Below are 22,466 nucleotides of genomic sequence, written 5' to 3'. Positions count from 1 at the left end.
GCCTTATTTTCTTAAATATTGGTATAACGTTTCGCGGCTAATACTAAAATCACGTGCGATATGACTTTTCTTATCTCCTTGAGTCACACGTTTTTTTATTTCGTCAATTTGTTCCTGAGATAAAGCAGCCTTCCGGCCTTTATAAGCGCCACGCTTCTTAGCAAGAACGATCCCTTCCATTTGACGCTCTTTAATTAATGAGCGTTCAAACTCAGCGAATGCGCCCATGACAGATAACAACAACGTTGACATTGGCGAATCTTCGCCTGTGAATGTTAAATTTTCTTTCACAAATTCAACTCTAATTTGTTGGGAAGTCAATTGTGTTACTAGTTTACGTAGATCATCTAAATTGCGCGCCAACCGATCCATGCTGTGTATAATGATGGTATCGCCATCACGCGCATAATCGAGCATGGCTTCAAGTTGTGGACGTGCAGTATTTTTTCCGGAGGCTTTATCTATAAATTTTTTGTTAAGTGTGATTCCTTCGAGTTGTCGTTCTGGATTCTGCTCAAAGCTACTGACTCGAATGTAACCAATTCTCTTACCTGACATGATATTAACCATAAAAACGAATAAGTGTCAGGTTGAAGTTTAAGAGGTTGATTCACTTGTGTCAATAAAATATAATACTAACTCTAAATTGACAGAGTATTTCCTTTCCTCCTGACGTCAGCGGACATTCCGCAGCATGAAAAAGCTAAAATTAGAATTATCCCCAAGGAATTATCGCATTAGTTAAATTGAGAAAAAGATCAAGCCGATATAAGAAAAAGATCACAGCCCACAAGAGAAGAATCAGGTACCCTTGTCTCCCAAAGACCTATTGGAGAGAAGGATGCTGAATCGAGATACAGTAAGTTCAGAGCAATTGGGGCATTTAGGACTTGTTGCAGCAACGATTAGAGAATTAGGGATAATAGAGAGAATTGATGCACGCCTTGAGTTAAATGAAAAAAAAGGAGGCGTGGTAAGCTATGGTCGTCGAGTAGCGGCGATGGTTATCAATGGGTTGGGTTTTATGAATAGCCGGTTGTATATGACGCCGCATTTTTTCCAAGATAAGCCTGTGGCTCAACTGCTTGGTTCAGAACTAGACGCGGCACACCTGAATGATGACAGTCTTGGTCGCTGCCTGGATAAAATCGCAGAATACGGTGTGACCAGGCTTTATTCGGAATTGGCTTTTGAGATTGCCCGAGAAAAAAATTTACTAAGCCAGAGACTGCATTTAGACAGTACAAGCTTTGTTCTTTACGGCCGCTATGACACAGAAGAGGCCGCGCCCGGGATTGCGCAACCAGACTACGGATATTCCAAAGCGAATCGCTCTGATCTAAAGCAAGTGATGCTGTCACTAGTACAAGGAGGAGCTGCGAATATCCCCTTATGGATGGAGGCCTTAGATGGGAATAGTAGTGATAAAACAAGTTTCCAAGAGACGGTTAGGAGGGTGCAAGCGTTTACACAAAGTATTCATGGGATGCCTGATGGCCTTTGTTTTGTGGTTGATGCCGCCTTTTATGTTCCAGAGCAGTTGGCAAGCCTCAATAACGTGTTTTGGATAACCCGAGTACCTGCACAGCTTAATGAAGCCAAAGTATTGTTGAACAAGCCTTGTGATGCTCTGACCTGGGAGCCGTTTGATGCAAACTATCGTGGAAGTGTTCATGAAACGGTTCTTTATGGTATTCCACAACGCTGGGTTTTGATTGAGTCGCAACAGGCGAGGTTGCGAGAGCTAAAGACTTTTCAGAGGCATTTGGATAAAAAATCTCAAGAGCTCATTAAATCCTTATGGCATCTTGGTCACCAGGTCTTTCAATGTCCTGACGATGCAAAGCAGGCATTAAAACCGCTCATCAAATCACTCAAATACCACCAAATTCATTATGAGATTCTACCTGTTGAACGCCATACAGGGAAAGGTCGCCCAAAACCTGGAGCTCAAAAAATGGTGATTGGATATCAAATACAAGCCTGTCTTTCTACCTGTCTGGAGAGGGTGGGTGCTAAAAAAGAAACACTGGGACGCTTTATTTTGGCCAGTAATCAATGTGATAGCTCGCTATTGAATAATCATGCCATGCTTCAACAATATAAAGAGCAATCCTGTGTCGAATCAAGCTTTAAATTCATGAAAAACAATGCCTTCGAACTGGACTCTTTCTTCCTTAAAACACCTGAGCGAATTACAGCCTTGATGATGGTAATGACGCTTTGTCTCATGGTGTACAATTTTGCTCAAGCTCACATCAGGCAATGCTTAAAGGAGCATGATGAAGCACTTCCCAATCAGCTGGGTAAGCCAGTACAAAATCCCACAATGAAATGGATTGCTGAGCTGATGAACGTGATAGCTGTTGTAACCATCCTGACAAACGATCAAAAACATCGTGTGGTAACTAATCTAAAACCAGTACATCAACAAATCATTTCTTATTTTGGTCAGTATGCTCTTGAAATCTATGGACTTGCCGCAGAATCTGCGCGTGGCACAGGCTTCTCCTGCCTGGCTATTGAACAGAATAATTATAAAAATCGTTTATCTTGGTGCGAAACGTAGGGTCAGAATAGAGTACACTTCAAATTGACAGCAAATAGAGATTATTATGGCCAATGAAATTAGGGGTGTGACAATCATTGGAACGAAAAGTTACTCTAAGCAAAAATCTTTAAGCCAGATCTAGCTTTTCAGTCACATTTGACGTGTTCAGTGACCTTAATTGTCCTTCCGCAACAAATTTAGGCAGCATAAATGAAAAATGCCCTAAGAAATTAATATGCTTTCGCCCTAATGGAGATAACCGTGCCTCATCTTCTTCCTTTATCACTTCACCTTGTGCACGCAAATAATCTAATGCAGCCTGCATATAAACTGTATTCCACAATACAATCGCGTTAGTTGCCAATCCGAGTGCATTAAGTTGATCTTCTTGCCCCTCGCGATATTTTTCATATATTTCGCCTCGACGTCCATGATACACAGTGCGCGCCAGGCTGTGGCGGCTTTCACCTTTGTTGAGTTGTCCTAAAATATGGCGTCTATATTCTTCACTATCGATATAATTAAGCAGATACAGAGTCTTGATAATACGACCCAAATTCATTAATGCTTTAGCTAAACCAGAAGGCCTATTTTTTCTAAACAAAGAACGTATTAAATCTGAAGCACTGACGTGGCCTAATTTCAATGAGGCAGCAACCCGTAAAATGTCTTCCCAATGCTTTCGCATGGAGTTCTCACTAATTTTATGGTTAGAAATATCATTCAAAGAACCATAGTCAGCTTTAGGATTGATTCTCCAAAATCTTGCTCCTCCAACATCTGCAATCCTTGGGCTAAATTGGTATCCTAATAACCAAAACAAGGCAAAGATTATTTCACTCGCACCAGCGGTATCTGTCATGATCTCTTTAATATCAAGACTTGTTTGTTGATCTTGCATCCCATCCAGTAGGTAAAGCGAATCACGCAAGGTGCCTGTGATGACAATTCCATGAAATCCTGTACTTTGATCCGATATAAAATTGTAATAGGTTAATCCTCGTTTTGGTCCATAATATTTTTTATTAGGTCCCGAGTTCACTGTTTTTACCGCGCAAGAAAATCTGATGCCATCAGCTGAGGCAATATTACCTGTGCCCATTTTTTTTGCAAGAGGCTGCTGAGAGTGGATATCCACTAGTCGTGCATTGGATCTGGCAATAGTTTCTGCGCGAATGCAATTTTGCTGCACCCAACTTAATCGATTCCGTGTTAGTTGCGGACTGTATTCATCAATTAATGGTTCAAGCCCAATATTACACGCTTCCGCCATGATTACCGCGCATAATGAAACCTCAATTCCAGAAACCCGTGAATTATTATCACTAATATGGGTACATTCATCAGTAAAATCTGACATGTGGTCGACTTCGAGCAATAGTTCTGGAAAATCAATCCGAGGCATCAAGCTATCCACTTTATCCTTTAACATTTTCAGGCTTTCAGGTTCATCCAATTTTTCTAATCTGGATAATTTGATCCTGTCTTTACCCTTATTGTTTTTAACGATCTCAACTGCATCATTTTTGGATAATCTTTCAATCACATCCTGATAGGAATTCTCCAATTTTATAGACAAATGCTCAAATGCTTCATCAAAATCTATACATAGATTTAGTGATCGGCATACAGGGATCTTATATTGCTCCCAGGCTAACCCCTTTAATAATTTAGCGCGCGGATCGCACCAGCGCTCACTATTCACAACATGTATATCACGGCTGCGCATATTAGCTTGTAAATGATCCATGGCACATAAGGTATAACCTGGCCTATCGATTTCTTTGGTTTTGGCTTTGATAACAATATTTCGCCAACCAGAATTTACAATTTCGAGGGGTGCATTTTGAAATGAAGGTTTACGTTTACCCTCCATAGCCGCTAAAAATTCTATAGCAGCTTGTACTGGCTTTCCTTCTTTAGTAGTTTGAAATTTGACAGTATTGAGTAAGATTGGTAAGAACCTGCGTACAGTTTTGTACTGCTCAAGCAACTCATCATAATATTTATCATGATTCGGTTTTGCAATCTGTCGAATGACTTCTACAGCATTCGTAATAATATCTCTGGAAATGGCTTTGTAAATGACGTTGGGTAGGTTATCGTCCTTCTCGTGTTTTAAAAATAAATCCCCAAAATCAGACAGCTTCAATGCAGCTTTATCTAAATCACCCAAACTACGAATGCGCTTTCTCTCTCCTAATCGTTTTGCCTCCGCGGTGATTTCAGTGATTAACATATCCAACAAATCCAAAGCATCATCCAGTGCCTTGATTTCATAAACATAAGCAAAAGAAAATAATACAGCAATACGTCTGTCATCAGGCATTCTTGCAATCGACGGTGCCCACGACACAGTGACATATCTCGCCAGGTGATTAATCTTTGCTTTCGGTATATTGCCAATATCTATTTGGCCTATGCCCAAGTCACGTATACACTGATAACGTCGAAAAGCCTTCACTAATCCTGTGCTACTGATGTGCGTAGGCCCCTTTTTTAATTCATCAAGTTTACTGTAGCGACTTCCTTTTGGAGTCAGCAATAAATTTTCCAGTTGTTCTTTACGATTATTATTCACCAATAAGGTCAGTCGTTGCCATAATCGCTTTGATGCTCGATCTCGAACCTTTGCTATTAAAATGGTTAAGGTACTAATGCCTGGCAAAATAATTTTTTTGTTAACAAGCCATAATATACAGCGTTCAAATAAAATACCGGGTCTTTCATTACCATACCAAGCTTGAGAGTATAACCAGCGAGTTAATCGATATCCCCAGATATCGCTGAGATCTTTATAATCAAAAAGCGTCTTGATTTCATTGCAATGTGCGGATCGAGTAGCTTTTCGATCCAGGTAAAATTTAATGTCTTCTGTAGGTTCCATCTCTAATTGTTTTGCAAGATAGCAAATAACATTGTTTGGTACATTAATTGGATTAGGAAGAAAGGTTCCTAGAAATCTAATCGTAGTCAATTGCAAAGCATAACCAAGCTTGTTGTAATCACGACGACATGTATTGATTAACTCCCTATCCTTGTCATCAAGGTAAAAATATTTGTCGAGTTGCTCTTGAGAAAGTTTATCAGGATAACGAGCGTAGCTCTGATATTGTTCATCAGTTAAAAAATCAACAGGCATGCTTGTCCAGAAATATCCCATAAACAAAGGCCGGGATAGTACCTCAATGCAAGTTACATAATCAATTTGAAATATGGTTTAAAAGACGTTAATTTAGTTACCAGTAAAGTGACTAATTTTATTTATTCTGAGGAATGCTTTCGTTGAGTCACATAACCGGTCGTTTATGTGACTTAATCACCATAATGATAAAGGATAAAAAATGCTCATTGGATATGCCCGTGTATCAAAGGCAGATGGATCGCAGACAACCGATTTACAAAGAGATGCTCTATTGGCTGAGGGTGTTAAAGAAGAATCAATTTATCAAGATCATGCATCAGGTAAGCGTGATGACAGACCTGGACTTCAAAACTGCCTAAAAGCCCTGCGAGAAGGTGATATATTAATTGTATGGAAATTAGATCGCCTAGGACGTAATCTTCACCATCTCGTTAATACAGTTCATGAATTAACCGCAAGAAAAATTGGCTTAAAAGTTCTTACAGGTCATGGTGCCGCTATTGATACAACAACAGCTGCTGGGAAATTGGTATTTGGTATTTTTGCAGCACTTTCAGAGTTTGAACGAGAAATGATTAAGGAACGTACACTCGCTGGAATAGCATCTGCCCGTGCCCGTGGACGGAAAGGTGGCCGTCCCTACAAAATGACTCAAGCAAAACTAAGACTTGCGATGGCTGCTTTAGGTCAACTTGAAACTAAAATAGGACCGTTATGTGAAGAACTCGGAATTACAAAACAAACTTTATATCGGCATGTATCACCTACAGGTGAGTTACGAGAGGACGGGAAAAAATTACTTGGTATGGTCTGAGTAGGAATCCTTAGAGTAACTTTTCGTTCCAATGATTGTCGAACCCCAATTATTATTCGACATTATATAGCTGACGATGCACAACAGTTAGCCAATATTTATTATTACACTATTCATAATATTAATGTTCAGGATTACTCTGAAGAGCAGGTTAATGCCTGGGCACCTTCTTCCTCTTTAGAATTAACCAGCTGGAAGAAAAAATGGGGGACCATTCCACCACTTGTTGCTCTAATGGATAATAAAATAGTTGGATTTACTGAGTTTGAACCGAATGGTCACATCGATTGCTTCTACGTTCATCATGAATATCAAGGCTTTGGTATTGGTTCTTCGTTGATGAATGAAATCTTTAAAAAGGCAAATGACTTGAATCTAAAGAGGGTATTTGCTGAAGTAAGCATCACAGCAAAACCATTTTTTGAAGCCAAAGGATTTAAAGTTGTAAAACAGCAAAATGTGGATATTAGGGGAGTTAAACTAACAAATTTCATTATGGAGAATATCAAACCGTAAATTTTGACACGAATGGGGTCGCTACCCCTACCCACAAACCAATTACTACCGCCACAGCCGAATCAACCCAACTCCAACCCCAAAAGCGAATGATGAGTGCCGCAGCAATCACCCCTAAAGAGCCTAACATATCACTCCATACTTCAAGATAAGCACTTTTAATATTTAAGCTTTTATCTTTTTCTGAAGAAAGAAGCGACATGGAAGCCAAATTGACGACTAAACCCATGCTGGCAATAATAAGCATTCCTAAAGAATAAATCTCAGGAGGTTGTTTGAGGCGCTGATAAGCCTCAAACAGTATATAAAGAGCAACTACAAAAAGAAGGGCCGCGTTAAATGCTGCCGCTAATATTTCAAATCGATAATAACCAAAGGTGCGGCGCTCATCTGCAGGACGTTTACTAATCCGAATCGCAATTAAAGCAATAATGAGTGCGGTCACATCCGTGAGCATGTGTGCCGCATCGGATATTAACGCTAAACTTCCTGTGATAATACCCCCAACTACTTCAGCAATTAGAAAACCACCCGTTAGCAAAAGAGCAGACCAAAGTAACCGCTCTTTTGAAGATTTTTTGACATCAGGAAATACGATTTTACCCATTACTTCTCCTTATCACCGGTCGCTATTTTAATTTAAATGAAACCCCATGGAGGAAAATCGCTGTAATGATAAGAAAAGTAATTAAGGCAACGTAAAATTGAATGGTTTTCTTCTGTTTTAGAAATAACAAGGTAAGGCCGATCAATATGAGAATTACGAGACCTAAAAAACCTAAAAACCATCCATTGGTAAACATGATGTATTCCTATTTAGTTGTTCTTGTTTTGATGCACATGCCCACCATCGCCACCAAATCCCCCCTCATAGCCACTTTCAGGATGAGTTTGAGCAGGCGTTGTCTTGGGAGTACACGCTGACAAACCAAAACCCAACAAACCAATCAACACAATCATCTTAAATCCATTAGTATTCATTATTTCTCCTTAAAAACGAGCCACATATCATTAACACTCTTTACATCGTAACATAATGAATAATAGATGATAAATGAGCCTTATCTACTCTCCAAAATTTTCATTTTACATCCTACCCAAAAGATTCATTTTTTAAGATTTTTTAGAAAAGCAAGCAATTGTAATGCATCCATTTTGGATATGGGTTTTTTAAAATAAATCCTGCTGCCCTGAGATTGGTGCTCCTCGTTATGGTTAGAAGTCAAAATGATCATGGGCGTCTGTTCATTGAATACCGAATTTTTTTGTATGTGGTCAATCAGCTCATAGCAATTTAACTTGTTATCCACTAAGATAAAATCATAAGCTCTCATAAAGGCCAGTTCTATTGCGGATTCATCATCCCAAGCCATATCCACCGAATGCTTGTACTCTAATAAATGTGCACGAATGATAATACGAGCGCCTAATGAGGATTCGACCACTAAAAAACGTAAAGAATGAGCACTATCTTGCTCATTAGGAACCCACTCATTCATCATCCACCCAATTCAAGATAAAACTGCCAAGACAACTCATTAACCTTTCATTTCCTGATATTCAGAATGCCCCTTGTGCGAGTTAAGTAAGCGTAGGCCATTCGCAACAACAATTAAGCTTGCACCCATATCAGCAAATACTGCCATCCAAAGCGTTGCTACTCCTCCCAATGCCAGAATAAAAAACACCCCTTTTATGGCAAGGGATAACGTAATATTTTGGCGAAGAATACGCGCTGTTCTTCGGCTTAAATCAATGTATAAAGGAAGCATAGCTAAATTATCGTTCATTAACGCAACATCCGCCGTTTCTAAAGCGGTATCGGTGCCTTTCCCCATCGCAAAACTAATCGTGGCTTTAGCCAAGGCAGGGGCATCATTGATTCCATCACCCACCATTCCCACGATTTTATACTGCTCCAAAAGGCGATTAATTGCTTGTAATTTTTCAGTAGGCAAGACATTTGCTTGCACTTCATCAATCCCCACTTCCTTGGCAATAGCTTGAGCGGTCAACGCATTATCCCCCGTTAACATCGCTGTTTTAAGTCCTTGTTGATGCAAGGTGTCAATAGCCCATTTGCTCGTAGCACGAAGCGTATCGGCCACCGCAAAAACCGCCAAAACCACCGCTGAATTACTCAAAATAACGGTTGTTTTTCCTTCTTTTTCTAAACGCTTGAGTTCTTGTTCTACAGCAAGAGAGCATACCTTATTATCTTCTGCCAATTGATGATTCCCCACATAAAACCGTTCTTGACCAATAGCGCCTTGCACCCCTCGGCCAGGGAGTGCTGAAAATTGCGCTACTTCGAGCAAGGACTCATTGGGCTGATTTTGCCGCCAGTACTCCACCAAAGCATGGGCAACAGGATGTTCCGAATGACTATCAAGGCTTGCAGCAAGTAGTAATAAATACGCTTCAGGTTGTTTTTTATCGTAGGCAATAAAATCAGTCACTACGGGTTTTCCTTCGGTTAAAGTGCCCGTTTTGTCCAGAGCAATTAATTTGAGCTGATGTCCCATTTCTAAATAGCTGCCTCCTTTGATAAGAAGACCGTGCTGTGCTGCTGAAGCCAATCCGCTGACTACCGTCACCGGCGTGGAGATAACCAAAGCACAGGGACAAGCAATAACTAATAACGTTAAGGCTTTATAAATCCAATCATAAAAAGGGTAGCCAAACGCCAAAGGAGGAATAAGTGCGATTAAAATTGCTATCAACACCATAATAGGGGTGTAATATTTTGCAAACTCATCAACAAAGCGCTGCGTTGGAGCGCGTTCACTTTGTGCCTGCTCAATGGCTTTTCCAATCTTAGCAAGCAACGTATCACCCGATGCCTTACTGACCCTAACTTCAAAAGTGCCGTGCTCATTTAAAGTTCCCGCAAACACCCCATCACCTACATACTTGCTTACCGGCATGGACTCGCCTGTAATCGGTGCTTGATTCACCGTGCTTTGTCCCGATATCAATACCCCATCAAGTGGGATACGCTCACCAGGTTTTACTTTAAACACTGCACCAACGGCAACCTCTTCTACAGGCAAAGTCTGCCATTGACCATTATCCATCTTAATCTGAGCCACCTCAGGCGCAATCTGCATGAGACTGCGGATGGCCAAGCGTGCCTTATCCAGAGAATACCGCTCAATGCGCTCAGCAAGAGCAAATAAAACGGTAACCATTGCGGCTTCCGGCCAGGCCCCTATAAACAGTGCCCCTGTGATGGCAATCAACATTAAACTATTAATGTTCATGGCTTTGGTACGCAACGCAAGCAAACCCTTTTTAAGAGTAGGTGGGCCGCTTAAGATAATGGCAAGCACCGCAGGAAGAATAACCCAGATTGATTGCTCTTTTGCAAAAAAATAAGCAGTTAATTCAGAACCAAGAGCTAAAAAACCTGCCAAAGCAATAAATGGCCATGAGGAATCCACTCGCCTCTTCTCTTCTGTTGCCGAAGAGGTACTGCCCTGGGTGCGCACACTCATGCCTAATGCTTCGATTTGTTTTTGCAACACATCAATAGCAGGAAGACGATGGTGTATGGTCACCTCTTCAGCAATGAAATTAAAGTCCAACTGCTCCACTTCAGGAACTGCCTCTAATTGCCTCCTGATTAATTGCTCTTCAGACGGGCAATCAAGGCCTGCAACAAAAAAAGTGGTTAAGGTGAGCGGCTTTGTCATAATGAGCTCCCACATTGGCCACAAAATTTCGCCCCTGCAGCAACAGTGGCGCCACAAGCGCATTGAGTATTCTCAAGGCCACTACCACATTGACTGCAAAAGCGCGACCCAGGAGCAAGAGAGCCCTTACAGCGTGGGCAGCTCAACCCTCCTGATTCAGGATTGTTGGAGTAGTTACCGTGTTTGCTTCTTTGACCATGATGAGATTTTCCATATCCACCAGAGTGGCCACCAAGATAATTGCCAAGCATTCGTTTTAAAAAACTCATGTTAATTCTCCGTCTCTTCAGTAAAGTGTTTGAGCATGTCTGCAAGAATACAACGCACATGGACATCATAAATGCTGTAGTAAATATGTTTGCCATCGCGATTAGCCATTAGAAGCCTGGCTGAGCGCAATAAACTTAAATGATGGCTGGCTAAGGGCACTGAAAGTTGCAATTGTTCTGCCAATTCCGAAACAGACTTGGGACCTTCAAAGCAGACTATAAGGAGCTTTAGGCGATTAGGCTCGCCCATCAAATGTAAGATATCGCTTAAGGTAATGATTTGGTCTTGAGTTAGCATCATCAATCAAACAGTTAAATAAGTATTTAACTATAAATATAGCGTGTTTACAGAAATTGTCAAAGTTGTGGAGGGGTTATTGTGATGCTGCTGCAGAGTGTGTAGCCAATAAGATAACTTACATAATATTCTATATCCTCTAGAATCTTTATTGACTATCCTGAGCATAAATTAAGTTTCCTCACCCGGTTTTTTAACCAAAGATTTTTTGTGCCGCTCATGAAACACGTAATACAAGCCAGGTAAGACTAAGAGTGTTAGAAAAGTTGATGAAATAATGCCGCCAATCACCACGGTCGCCAAGGGTCGTTGCACCTCAGAGCCCGTACCCGTGGCTAGAGCCATGGGGACAAAGCCCAGTGATGCCACTAAAGCAGTCATGAGTACTGGGCGAAGCCTTGCCAGAGAGCCTTGTAATACCGCATCTTTTAAATAAAACCTTTTTTCTTCACGCAATTTATTGATAAAAGTAATCATCACCAAGCCATTTAAAACAGCCACTCCTGATAGGGCAATAAACCCCACGCCTGCTGAAATCGACAACGGAATTTCGCGAAGCCATAAAGCAAATACGCCACCCGTTAGGGCCAGCGGAATGCCTGAAAAGACCAATAAAGCATTTTTAACACTACCAAAGCTCATGAATAAGAGCAGGAAAATGCCCAGCAAAGTAATAGGAATCACAATTTGTAAGCGCGATGAGGCTGATTGGAGCTGCTCAAACTGCCCGCCCCAGGTTATCCAATAGGCACTGGGTAGTTTAACGTTTTGTTCAATACGCTGCTTGGCATCCAGGACAAATGAACTTAAATCACGTCCACGTACGTTGGCACTCACTACCACGCGACGCTTACCGGTTTCACGGCTTATCTGGTTGGGGCTTTCACTACGTACCATTTTGGCGACTTCACTTAAGGGAATGAAGTGCCGCAGGCCATCTTTAGAAGGCGGTAAGGGGATAAACACTTGCCTTAGTACATCGGTATCCATGCGTTGTGACTCCGGCAGTCGCACCACAATGTCAAATCGTTTATCGCCTTCAAAGAGCTCGCCGCCCTTTTTACCACCCGTAGCAATGACAATGGCATCTTGTACGGTACCAATTTGCAAGCCATACCGCGCCAAAGCATCGCGATTAATCTCCACGGTCAATAAAGGAAGACCACTAACTTGCTCAACTTTTACATCAGCGGCTCCCGGTGTTTTTTCAAGTTGCGCATCAATTTGTTCGGCAATTTTTAATAAAACCTTCAGGTCATCGCCAAACACTTTAACGGCCACATCACTACGCACCCCAGAAATGAGTTCGTTAAAACGCATTTGAATTGGCTGGGTAAACTCATAATTATTGCCTGGTATTTGCTTTATGGCTTCTTCAATTTCCTGTACCAATTCTTGTTTGGTTTTTTTAGGGTTGGGCCACTCTTTGCGCGGTTTTAACATAATAAATGTATCGGCGAAGTTCGGTGGCATGGGGTCGGTAGCTACTTCTGCAGTACCAATCTTGGCAAAAACATTGTGCACCTCAGGAAATTGTTTCACCCGTTTTTCGACCATATCCTGCATGGCAATGGATTGAGTAAGGCTCGTACCTGGAATACGCATGACCTGCATGGCAATATCCCCTTCATCAAGGCTTGGAATAAATTCACCACCCAGACGAAAAGCAATCAATAGACTCACCAAAACTAAAGCAACTGCCGCCCCAATCACCCAAAATCGTGCATGAAAGCAACGCCTTAAAACCCGTTCGTAGCCTTGTGAAATATAATGTACCAACCAGTTTTCTTTTTCTTGAACGCGACCATTTAGAAAAATGGCAACTGCTGCTGGAACGAATGTTAAGGCAAAGAGCATGGACGCCATCAGGGCAATAATGACCGTTTCAGCCATGGGTAAAAACATTTTCCCCTCCACACCGGTAAGGGTTAGGATGGGTAAATACACCACAGTAATGATAAATACCCCGAAAATACTGGGGCGAATAACCTCGGTCGTGGCATAAGCAATTACTTTTAGGCGCTCTTCAAGGTTTAATAAACGCTTGACCTCATGCTGTTGTTCACCCAAATGTTTGATGCAATTTTCAACAATAATCACCGCCCCATCGACAATCAAACCAAAATCAAGTGCGCCTAAGCTCATCAAATTGGCACTGATTTTATTGGTCACCATGCCGGTAATGGTCATTAGCATGGATAAAGGAATTACCATCGCGGTGATTAAAGCCGCACGAATATTGCCTAGAAACACAAAAAGAATAACACAAACGAGTAACGCCCCTTCAAGAAGATTCTTTTTCACGGTGTTGATGGTGGCATTCACAAGCTCTGTACGGTTGTAAACAGTGACTGCCTCTACCCCTTCAGGAAGCGATTTGTTGATGTCTTTCATTTTGGCTGCCACCCGCTCAGACACAGTGCGACTGTTTTCGCCTATGAGCATGAAGACTGTTCCTAACACCATTTCTTGGCCTTCTTCGGTTGCAGCACCCGTGCGCAGCTCTTTGCCCAAGGCCACCTCTGCCACCTCTCGAATACGCACTGGGGTGCCCTCAAAGCTTGCCACCACAATATTTTCAATATCAGGAATGTTTTGCACTTGTCCGGGTACGCGAATTAAATTTTGTTCGCCATTGCGCTCAATATAGCCTGCGCCGACGTTTGCGTTGTTACGCTGAAGTGCTTCGACCACATCGGTAAGACTTAAGTTGTAACGCACTAACTTGGCGGGATCTGGAGTGATGTGAAACTGCTTCTCATAACCACCGATGGTATTGACCTCAGCAACGCCCTCTACATTGCGCAGCTGCGGCTTGATAATCCAGTCCTGAACCGTGCGAAGCTCCATGGGGTTATATTGTTTCTCTTTGGGAAGATTGGGTTTATTGGTCACCGTGTACATGAAAATTTCGCCAAGCCCCGTGGAAATAGGGCCAAGGGAGGTTTCTATTTCCGGTGGTAACTTGTCTTTTACCTCCTGCAAACGCTCATTAATTAATTGACGGGCAAAATAGATGTTGGTGCCGTCTTTAAATATCACGGTTACTTGCGATAACCCATAACGAGAAAGAGAGCGGGTATAATCCAAGCTGGGTAAGCCGCTCATGGCAAGTTCAATAGGAAAGGTAATGCGTTGCTCTACCTCATAGGGCGAATAACCAGACGCTTGTGTGTTGATTTGTACCTGCACATTGGTAATGTCAGGCACCGCATCAATAGGCAGTTTTTGAAAGTTATACACGCCAAAAAGAGCCAGCAACAAAGTAAACAACAGGATAAACCAGCGGTGTTTGAGTGAAAAGCGTATGATTTTTTGCAGCATCTTTTATCCTTAGTCGTCGTGGCTTGCGCCTTCCTTGCCAAGCTCTGCTTTGATGAAAAAGCTGTTCTTGGTGACATACTTTTGTCCAGCACGCAATCCTAAAAGCACCTCAGCCCATTGATTATCCTGCTGGCCTAGGGTGACAGGAGTTGCTTCAAAAAAATTCCCTTGTTGGACAAACACCACCTCTTGTTCCCCCATGCGTTGAATTGCTGAGAGACGAACAGCCACCGGAACGGTTCTTTCTTTAATAATAATCGCCCCATTCACATACATGCCTGGAAGCCACAGCCGAGGCGTATTGGACAAAACCGCACGGGCCAGTGTCGTTTGACTGTCTTCAATTCCTAACGGTGAAATATAGAAAATAGTGCTCGTTGAATCAGGCTTTCCTTCATCACCGGTTACTCTGACTGTCATGCCTTTTTTCACTAAAGACGCTTCTTTACGGTATAAGGTAAAATCAGCCCAGACATCATTTAAATTAGCCACATCGTAAATTGGTTTGGTGCCTTGTGCCATCTCACCATTGGTCGCATATTTTTGTACGATGGTGCCCGTAATGGGTGCGTTAATCGTGTAGTTTTGTAGGCTTTCATTGCTCTCAATAGTGACTAATGGCTCACCTTTTATCACTTCTTCGCCTAAGATTTTATTCATGGTTTTAATAATGCCGGCGTAACGGGGGTATATAGGTGCCATCGTGTCGCGATTGGGTACTATTTTTCCCACTACTTTTAATTGAGTTTTTATGGTTTGCTCTTGAGCCGTTTCAGTTTGGATGTCTGCGGCAGTAAGGGTCGAAGGAAAAAGCTTCACGCGCCCCTCATAGCTTGGATAATTCCATTGATAGGTTTTACCGGCCAAAGTGAGTGTAACTACTACATCAAACGAATGCGGCTCAGGAATGGCTTGATTGCTTTGTAGAAAGCCATCGTTGGGTGCAAAAGTAATGAGGTCTTTATTTTGATTAAATCGTGTAAGCGCAACAGTAAGCTTAGTGTCCCTAGGCAAAACCGGCTTATCGTTTTGATAAATATACGCACGAAAATGGGGCGGCATCCCTTGGCTAAAGAGAACAAGCTCAAGACTTACGTTCTCTTGATTTAATAAACGACCACCATGAGGTCCTTTTTCGGCCACGTATTCGGTTTTCTCACCCGTGCTGGCCTCATTGGCCCACGTAATCGACGCATTCAAACTTACCAGAAATAAAAAAAGGGTGAGAAAGGCTTTTAGTGACAGGCAGTTCATTTACTCTCCTTGGTCGGATGAAGGCCCAAAAGTCCCGTGAGTTGAATTAATGTTTTATGAAAATCAGCATGGGCCTGCTGATAATGGCGTTCCTCTTCAAATAAGGTGTTTAAAGAAAGCGATAATTCAATGTAGGTGTAACGTCCCATCTTATACCCCTCTTGGGCTAAGGTAATGGACTTTCGCGCTAGAGGAAGCAAGGAATTAGTCACCAGATTGGCTTCGTATTGACTTTGTTGGGCTTGCAAGTACACGGTGTAGACGTTCTGTCGTACATCAAGACGTGCGCCTTGGTACATATGGGCTGTTTGGGTGTATTGCGCCTCAGCAGTGAGGATTTTTCCTTGGTTTCTATCAAACACAGGAACTTGGGCGTAAGCTGATGCTACTGCGGCATTGCTGTCATCATCCGAAAAATGCCGACCTCCTAATTGAATGTTTAAGTCAGGCCATACTGCTTTTTTAACCGCCGTGATAGCGGCACGCTTGGCCTGTAACTGAATTTGTATTTGTTGCAACAGGGGGTTTTGCGGCAGTTTTTTGATTAATTGCGACCACTTTAAGGTCACATCAGGCAGGCCTTTGTCGATTAAGGGGCGGTCTACTCTTAATCCATCGCCTAAGAGTCGTGATAATTTAGCACGTTGCGCTAGAGCGTCTCTGCCTGCCTTTTTCTCCTGAATACGCGCATCGCCTAAGCGTACTTGAGCCAGGCGCAAATCCAGTTCCGCACCCGCACCTGCTTTTACGCGTCTATCAATGGCCACCACAATCTCTTGATTTAATCGAGTTAATTTTTTCGTGACCTGATGCCACTGCCCTGCATACAACGCATCCACATAAGTCATCCCCACATTAATGTACAGTGTTGCCTTATACACCTGAATTTGCGCTAAGGAAGCCAGGTAATCACCGTAGGTGGCTTTTTGTTGGTAGTGTAACCGGTTTCCCAAAGGGATGGGTTGTGTAATAGATGCGGTAGTTTCTGCCGCTTCAAAGCTTGAATAAGAACCAGAGCCGCCAAAATTTTCTGCGGTTAGCGCCACTTGAGGATTGGGATAAAGGCCGCTTTGAATAAAAGTGCCGCGCATCGCGCGCGCCTTATCCATTTCAGCTTGTAGGTCGGGGTTATTGCGATAAGCAATGCTCAGGGCTTGTTTGAACGTCAAAGGAGTAGCCGCAAGCCCTTCGTTCATTACAAAGCTCATTGCACTACAAAGGAGGACTGAATAAACTAAATAACGCATTCCCTACCTATTAAGTAATCCATAACAAATTTTGTTGTTCCAGTGTACCTTGATTTTAAGTCTTGATAAATCCTATAGCTAAAGAATGAAGAAAAATCTAATGCTAATCCACTGAAATGATTCTCATATTGATATACACTGCTCTTTATGACCCATCGTCCTATTTATCTTATGTTCATGCGATTGTTCTTTGTTTTACTCATGCTCTTAACTGCTGAGCTAAGGGCCCAATCATTAACCATCGGGATAGTAGCATACGATCCACCGTTTTCAATGAGTGCCGATCAAAATCATTTCTTTGGATTTGATATCGAGCTCATGACTGAATTATGCAAGCAAATTAAAGCCCAATGTCAATTTAAACCCATGCTGTTTAACACATTGTTTACTGACTTAAATGCAGGTAAAATTGACTTGGCAATTGCCGCAATTACCATCACCAAGGAACGCCAGCAAGCCTTTCTTTTTAGTCTTCCTTATCTCGCCAGTGAAGCACGTTTTGTTACCACAAAAAACAACTCCATCAAGGCGCTGAAAAACCTTAACAATAAAACAATAGGCATTATCAAAGGCTCTCTATTTAAACAATTAATCACTCAGGATTTTAAAACCAACTCGATTAAAGAATATCCCTCGACCAATCAACTAATAACTGCCTTAAATCAACACGAAGTGGATGCCCTATTGGTGGATGACTTTTCGGCTGATTATTGGATAGCCAATAATAACACCTTGTTTAAAGGATTGGGAAAGCCCTTTCCTGTAGGCATTGGTTATGGAATTATGGCTAAAATGAACGCTTTGGCGTTAATAAATCAAATCAATAAAGCACTAAAACACCTTGAAAACAATGGGGTCTATTTGTCTTTATATCAAAAATATTTTCACACCATACCCATGCATTAATAGTAATCCTGTATTGTTTTTCTTAATCCCAATACTTTAATTCATGCCGGTTTAATGATGTCCGTGGCCATGCGGATGATACCCACCAAATACTCGCTTAGGCGGTTTAGTGTTTTTTGAATCCTCTTTACTCGTAACAGAGGTGCAGGAAGTTAACAAAACATTAAAGAAAAGAGCACTAATGCATATGAGGTTACAAAAGTAAATTTTTTAATCATGGTATTTCCCTATCTGAAAGTAATTTGAATATAATCAGTGTATATCCATTTACAACATAAAAATAGGATTGCATTGATGGGAGATTACTCCATCTACCCGCAGAGGATGCATTCATGAAAAAAAGAATTCTTCTTTCTATTTATAGTGGATTTATTTTGGCTTTAGTCACACAAACAGTCCTGGCCGATAAAATTCCCAGTCGCACCTTGCCTATGCCTGAACTCTTAAAAAGGGCTCTGTCGAAAATTTTTCACCTCCTTGAGGAAGTACCTATTCTGGGCGTAATTAGGGAGCCAACCCATAAAACCACTTCCAAGGTGGTGTATCTCCTGCGTTTTCCATCTGTTCTTTTTTAAGCATTTGAGGCAACTCAATTCCTGCAATGCTTGCTTCTCCGGCTTCAAATGATTTAAATTCGAGCATATATTTGGTGATATTTTTAATGCCGCGATGATCTGGTTCAACCATGTTATTGAGATACTTTATATGCCTTACTTCAATTAATAAAATGCCATAGTCCATGGATAAAAGTAACTTGTTAATATGCTCCAGTGCTGCTTTATTGAAACCTGATTTATCAATATTAACTGTTTTTTGCATCCCACTGGAACCAATGGCTTTTTTAAAAACCTCAATACAGCAGAGCGATCTCGCGTTGACAACATAAAATCAATCGTGTTTCCTGTTTTATTTACAGCCCGATATAGGTAAACCCACTTACCATTCACTTTAATATACGTTTCATCCATCCTCCAACTTGTTTCAACAGGTTTCTTTCTTTTTCTGAATCTCTGCTCAAGTTGTGGCGCATAATGAACAACCCATTTCTGCACAGTTGAATGATCTAAATCAGCGCCCACGCTCTTCTATCAAATTATTCAATATTTTGGTAGATTAGGGGATGAGAAAGCTTCCACCTCACTGTCATCAATGGATAATGTCGTCCTTTAAAACTAATCATTTAGCTCAACGCGCTATTATTTTTTGAGAAATTACAACTGGTGGTTTCTATTTTCGACAGAACAAAACTTTTCAACTCTTCTAACTGATCTATTAAATTAGCATCACATCTCTTCAGAAGATGTATTAACCATATTTTTATCAAGATTTGCTTTCATAGTATTCCAGTCTTCATGTCCGTAAATTTTTGCTGTGACTGTTAAGTGATGAATGTGATATTTCACCTTTTTAAGGAAATTTTTAAGTATAGCACCCTATTTTTTACAAATTAAGGAACTACATGATAAGTCCTCATCAACTAGGGCCTTACACCGAAATCTGCATTTTGGCTTCCCTAATGAATCAGAGTAAATGATTTACCATTCCCTAGATCGGGTGCAAGAGGATAGGTTAGTTTTAAACCGACTGGCTATCTTCCTAAAAAAGTAGATCGTAGTCAATACACACTAAAATCAATAACTGAGAGTTTTACTGTGCTTCATCCAAAGATGAGCATAGATTAGTGCTGCGACCTCTTCAGTTTTTACAAGGGTTATTGTAAGTTTTATATTTATTTGGCAGGAAAATTCAAACTTTAAATGGCAGATTGACTAAATAAAATAATTCTACTATTCTAGAAATATGGACATAAAAAATTCACTAAAAATATTTGATACTCTTTCTCAGGAAACTCGCTTGCAAGTGTTTCGATTACTTGTTCAAGCGGGACCAGAAGGGTTATCGGCAGGCGCAATTGGCGATGAGTTAGGTATTTTACACAATACCCTATCATTTCACTTAAGCCATTTGTCCAATGCCGAAATTGTCACGTCCTATCGTCAAGGGCGGTATGTATTTTATTCTGCAAATTTTGAGTTAATGCGCGACTTTATCGCCTTCATGGTTCAAGATTGTTGCAGTAAACAACAAGTTTAAATTCAACCCGGGACACAAGATTGTCTAGTTATTGAATTAACTGATTGCTGTAATTCTAAAAAGGAGTAAGTCATGAAACGTTTTCATATTCATATTGGCGTTAACAACCTTGCTGATAGCATTCGTTTCTACAATGCCTTATTTGGAGCAGATCCGGTAAAAGTTAAATCCGATTATGCCAAATGGATGCTGGAAAATCCGCGTATTAATTTTGCCATTTCAACTCGTTCTGGAAAACATGGTGTGGAACACTTAGGAATTCAAGTGGATGATGCCACTGAATTAGAAGCACTGAGAAACCAATTTTCAGAAGCTAATATTTCAACCCATAGCGATGGTGAAACAACCTGTTGCTATGCCAAATCAGTAAAATCATGGGTGAGTGACCCTAATGGAATTGCATGGGAAGCCTATCATACCATGGAGGATGCTCAATTTTTTTCTGGAGATAATACAACAGAGGGCTCGTGCTCAATGCCTTCCAAAAAAACATCAACCCCTTGCTGTGATACACAATCAAAAACAATAGGATGTTGTGGTTGATGGGTACTGAGCCAATTAAATTATTATTTCTTTGTACAGGTAACTCTTGTCGGTCCATTATGGCTGAGGCAATAACTAATTATTACTCGAATGGTCGCTATCTGGCTTTTAGCGCAGGTAGCATCCCGACTGGAAACGTACATCCGAAAGCGATAGAAACTCTTGTTCGTCATGGTATCCAACCAAATACACCTCGCAGTAAATCCTGGGATGAATTTAAATCAGAATCTATTGATTTAGTCATTACTGTTTGTGACCAAGCGGCTAGTGAAAGCTGTCCCATTTTCCCTGGTCAACCTAAGAAACTCCATTGGAGTATCCCAGATCCTGCTAAAGTAAAAGGTTCTGAAATTCAAATCAATACATTATTTGAAGATGTATTTAGTCAACTGAAACAACGGATAGAAAAGGAGTTGCTGTCATGAGCACTTGCAACACCAAGCGTCTTTCTTTTTTAGATAGGTATTTAACTTTCTGGATTTTCCTGACCATGGCCACAGGCGTCGGGATCGGCTCGCTCTTTACCGGAACACCACGATTTATCAATTCCTTATCTATTGGCTCCACCAATATTCCCATTGCACTCGGATTGATTTTAATGATGTACCCTCCTTTGGCCCGGGTTAAATATGAAGAATTGCCGTTGGTGTTTAAAGATTGGCGCATTCTTCTATTATCATTGATTCAAAATTGGCTTATTGGACCATTTCTCATGTTTGGACTTGCTGTCTTGTTCTTACATGGTTATCCCGAATACATGACCGGACTCATTCTCATTGGCTTGGCACGGTGTATTGCCATGGTAATTGTCTGGAATCAACTGGCCGAAGGAGATAATCAGTATGCTGCGGCATTAGTGGCATTTAACAGTATTTTTCAATTGTTTTTCTTTAGTGTTTATGCCTGGTTTTTTCTAACAGTATTACCATCCCTGGTTGGCATGACTGGGCAAATAGTTCACATAAATTTTATGACAATTGCGGAAAGTGTATTTATTTATCTTGGTATTCCTTTTTTTGCGGGATTTCTGACTCGCTTTGTATTGATAAAGCGAAAAGGGCTGGCTTGGTATGAAACCAATTTTTTACCAAAAATTTCTCCTATTACCCTTGTTGCCCTCCTTTTTACAATTTTGGCGATGTTTTCTTTGAAAGGCGGGATGGTGTTACAACTTCCATTTGATGTGATTCGTATTGCCATTCCGCTGGGTCTCTATTTTATTGTGATGTTTCTTGTCAGTTTTGCAATGGGAAGAATCATCGGCGCAAGCTATGAAAAAACAACGGCAACTTCATTTACAGCAGCCAGTAATAATTTTGAATTGGCTATTGCTGTAGCTATTGCTGCCTTTGGACTTAATTCTGCCATCGCATTCACAACAGTTATAGGCCCCCTTGTTGAGGTGCCTGTGCTAATTTCACTGGTGAATGTGGCATTTTGGTTACGACGACACTGGTTTTATAAAGTAAATCCTACGAGCTAATCAGCTTAAAAGCTAAGGATACAAATGGGTACGAGTGAAAAAAGAAGACAGGATTATAAAGAAAAACGTTTGTTCCTTGCCGTTTTGGTAGATTTTAAATTTTCCTGACAAATAAATGTAGTAACTTACAAAAATAGGCAAAAGAGATAAACTTAGTAATTTAAAAGAGGTCTAGAAAGAATGATTACTAGACCTCTACAGTGTTTATAAGGGTTGTAACAATTTTCCCTATTGCCTATTTTGCCGTTAGGTCTTAAAATACTATCTAATCCCTTATTTTAAGACCTCTTTGAGATTTTATGCCAAAAGTGTAAGTTTTATATTTAT

General features: G+C 41.0%; 19 protein-coding genes and 1 pseudogene. 8 read left to right on the top strand and 12 right to left on the bottom strand.

Annotated features, from left to right (window positions below):
* Nucleotides 1–3: 3 nt before the first annotated feature.
* Nucleotides 4–558, bottom strand: coding sequence for a recombinase family protein (locus DYC89_RS15835; RefSeq protein WP_115222350.1), 555 nt, complete (start codon nt 556–558; stop codon nt 4–6).
* Between the two features lie 283 nt (nt 559–841).
* Between DYC89_RS15835 and DYC89_RS15830 the strand changes: the two genes are divergently transcribed.
* Nucleotides 842–2,569: an IS1634 family transposase gene (locus DYC89_RS15830; protein ID WP_115220201.1), complete on the top strand. Its 1,728-nt coding sequence runs from the start codon at nt 842–844 to the stop codon at nt 2,567–2,569.
* Nucleotides 2,570–2,678: 109 nt separating this feature from the next.
* Here DYC89_RS15830 and DYC89_RS15825 read toward each other — a convergent pair whose 3' ends face one another.
* The gene (locus DYC89_RS15825) at nt 2,679–5,693 is read right to left on the bottom strand and encodes a Tn3 family transposase (protein ID WP_115222856.1); all 3,015 of its coding nucleotides are present in this window, start codon (nt 5,691–5,693) and stop codon (nt 2,679–2,681) included.
* Between the two features lie 202 nt (nt 5,694–5,895).
* On the opposite strand from DYC89_RS15825, the gene DYC89_RS15820 reads away from it, so the two are divergent.
* Complete coding sequence (locus DYC89_RS15820; RefSeq protein ID WP_115222855.1) at nt 5,896–6,510, top strand: recombinase family protein; 615 nt, start codon at nt 5,896–5,898, stop codon at nt 6,508–6,510.
* Between the two features lie 6 nt (nt 6,511–6,516).
* Nucleotides 6,517–7,026 carry a GNAT family N-acetyltransferase gene (locus DYC89_RS15815; RefSeq protein WP_342767887.1) on the top strand — a complete coding sequence of 170 codons (510 nt, stop codon included), beginning with the start codon at nt 6,517–6,519 and terminating at the stop codon, nt 7,024–7,026.
* On the opposite strand, the gene DYC89_RS15810 is transcribed toward DYC89_RS15815, so the two are convergent.
* The 9 genes from DYC89_RS15810 to DYC89_RS15775 form a co-directional block, all read right to left on the bottom strand.
* Nucleotides 7,016–7,633 carry a cation diffusion facilitator family transporter gene (locus DYC89_RS15810; RefSeq protein WP_281271392.1) on the bottom strand — a complete coding sequence of 206 codons (618 nt, stop codon included), beginning with the start codon at nt 7,631–7,633 and terminating at the stop codon, nt 7,016–7,018. The genes DYC89_RS15815 and DYC89_RS15810 overlap by 11 nt on opposite strands.
* A gap of 209 nt (nt 7,634–7,842) precedes the next feature.
* On the bottom strand, nt 7,843–8,007 hold the full coding sequence (locus DYC89_RS16575) for a hypothetical protein (RefSeq protein WP_181879465.1): 165 nt from the start codon (nt 8,005–8,007) through the stop codon (nt 7,843–7,845).
* Nucleotides 8,008–8,132: 125 nt separating this feature from the next.
* Entirely contained in the window at nt 8,133–8,528 is a 396-nt protein-coding gene (locus tag DYC89_RS15805) for a response regulator (RefSeq protein ID WP_245954071.1), read from the bottom strand.
* Nucleotides 8,529–8,564: 36 nt separating this feature from the next.
* Complete coding sequence (locus tag DYC89_RS15800; RefSeq protein WP_115222853.1) at nt 8,565–10,721, bottom strand: heavy metal translocating P-type ATPase; 2,157 nt, start codon at nt 10,719–10,721, stop codon at nt 8,565–8,567.
* Nucleotides 10,718–10,990, bottom strand: coding sequence for a zinc ribbon domain-containing protein (locus DYC89_RS15795; protein WP_115222852.1), 273 nt, complete (start codon nt 10,988–10,990; stop codon nt 10,718–10,720). The genes DYC89_RS15800 and DYC89_RS15795 overlap by 4 nt, the downstream gene beginning before the upstream one ends.
* Nucleotide 10,991: 1 nt before the next feature.
* The gene (locus DYC89_RS15790; RefSeq protein WP_115222851.1) at nt 10,992–11,288 is read right to left on the bottom strand and encodes an ArsR/SmtB family transcription factor; all 297 of its coding nucleotides are present in this window, start codon (nt 11,286–11,288) and stop codon (nt 10,992–10,994) included.
* A gap of 171 nt (nt 11,289–11,459) precedes the next feature.
* The gene (locus DYC89_RS15785; RefSeq protein ID WP_115222850.1) at nt 11,460–14,612 is read right to left on the bottom strand and encodes a CusA/CzcA family heavy metal efflux RND transporter; all 3,153 of its coding nucleotides are present in this window, start codon (nt 14,610–14,612) and stop codon (nt 11,460–11,462) included.
* A 9-nt stretch (nt 14,613–14,621) separates the two neighbouring features.
* Complete coding sequence (locus tag DYC89_RS15780) at nt 14,622–15,866, bottom strand: efflux RND transporter periplasmic adaptor subunit (RefSeq protein ID WP_115222849.1); 1,245 nt, start codon at nt 15,864–15,866, stop codon at nt 14,622–14,624.
* A complete protein-coding gene (locus tag DYC89_RS15775) occupies nt 15,863–17,062 on the bottom strand; it encodes a TolC family protein (protein WP_425451571.1) in 1,200 nt (399 codons plus the stop codon). Before DYC89_RS15775 ends, DYC89_RS15780 begins: the two co-directional genes overlap by 4 nt.
* Nucleotides 17,063–17,260: 198 nt before the next feature.
* Between DYC89_RS15775 and DYC89_RS15770 the strand changes: the two genes are divergently transcribed.
* Nucleotides 17,261–18,019 carry a transporter substrate-binding domain-containing protein gene (locus DYC89_RS15770; RefSeq protein WP_245954070.1) on the top strand — a complete coding sequence of 253 codons (759 nt, stop codon included), beginning with the start codon at nt 17,261–17,263 and terminating at the stop codon, nt 18,017–18,019.
* Nucleotides 18,020–18,523: 504 nt separating this feature from the next.
* Here the strand turns inward: DYC89_RS15770 and DYC89_RS15765 are convergent.
* A pseudogene (locus DYC89_RS15765) lies at nt 18,524–19,199 on the bottom strand (IS6 family transposase).
* Between the two features lie 620 nt (nt 19,200–19,819).
* Here DYC89_RS15765 and DYC89_RS16790 point away from each other — a divergent pair.
* The 4 genes from DYC89_RS16790 to arsB all read left to right on the top strand — a co-directional run bounded on the left by DYC89_RS16790 (nt 19,820) and on the right by arsB (nt 22,139).
* The gene (locus DYC89_RS16790; RefSeq protein ID WP_281271391.1) at nt 19,820–20,113 is read left to right on the top strand and encodes an ArsR/SmtB family transcription factor; all 294 of its coding nucleotides are present in this window, start codon (nt 19,820–19,822) and stop codon (nt 20,111–20,113) included.
* A gap of 72 nt (nt 20,114–20,185) precedes the next feature.
* Nucleotides 20,186–20,656: an ArsI/CadI family heavy metal resistance metalloenzyme gene (locus tag DYC89_RS15755; protein ID WP_115222847.1), complete on the top strand. Its 471-nt coding sequence runs from the start codon at nt 20,186–20,188 to the stop codon at nt 20,654–20,656.
* Nucleotides 20,656–21,081: an arsenate reductase ArsC gene (locus DYC89_RS15750; protein ID WP_115222846.1), complete on the top strand. Its 426-nt coding sequence runs from the start codon at nt 20,656–20,658 to the stop codon at nt 21,079–21,081. Before DYC89_RS15755 ends, DYC89_RS15750 begins: the two co-directional genes overlap by 1 nt.
* Nucleotides 21,078–22,139 carry an ACR3 family arsenite efflux transporter gene (gene arsB / locus DYC89_RS15745; RefSeq protein WP_115222845.1) on the top strand — a complete coding sequence of 354 codons (1,062 nt, stop codon included), beginning with the start codon at nt 21,078–21,080 and terminating at the stop codon, nt 22,137–22,139. The genes DYC89_RS15750 and arsB overlap by 4 nt, the downstream gene beginning before the upstream one ends.
* Nucleotides 22,140–22,466: the final 327 nt, after the last annotated feature.

This window comes from Legionella donaldsonii (assembly GCF_900452385.1).
In the GTDB taxonomy this organism is placed as follows: Bacteria; Pseudomonadota; Gammaproteobacteria; order Legionellales; family Legionellaceae; genus Tatlockia; species Tatlockia donaldsonii.
This window is presented reverse-complemented; position numbering and strand designations above follow the sequence as displayed.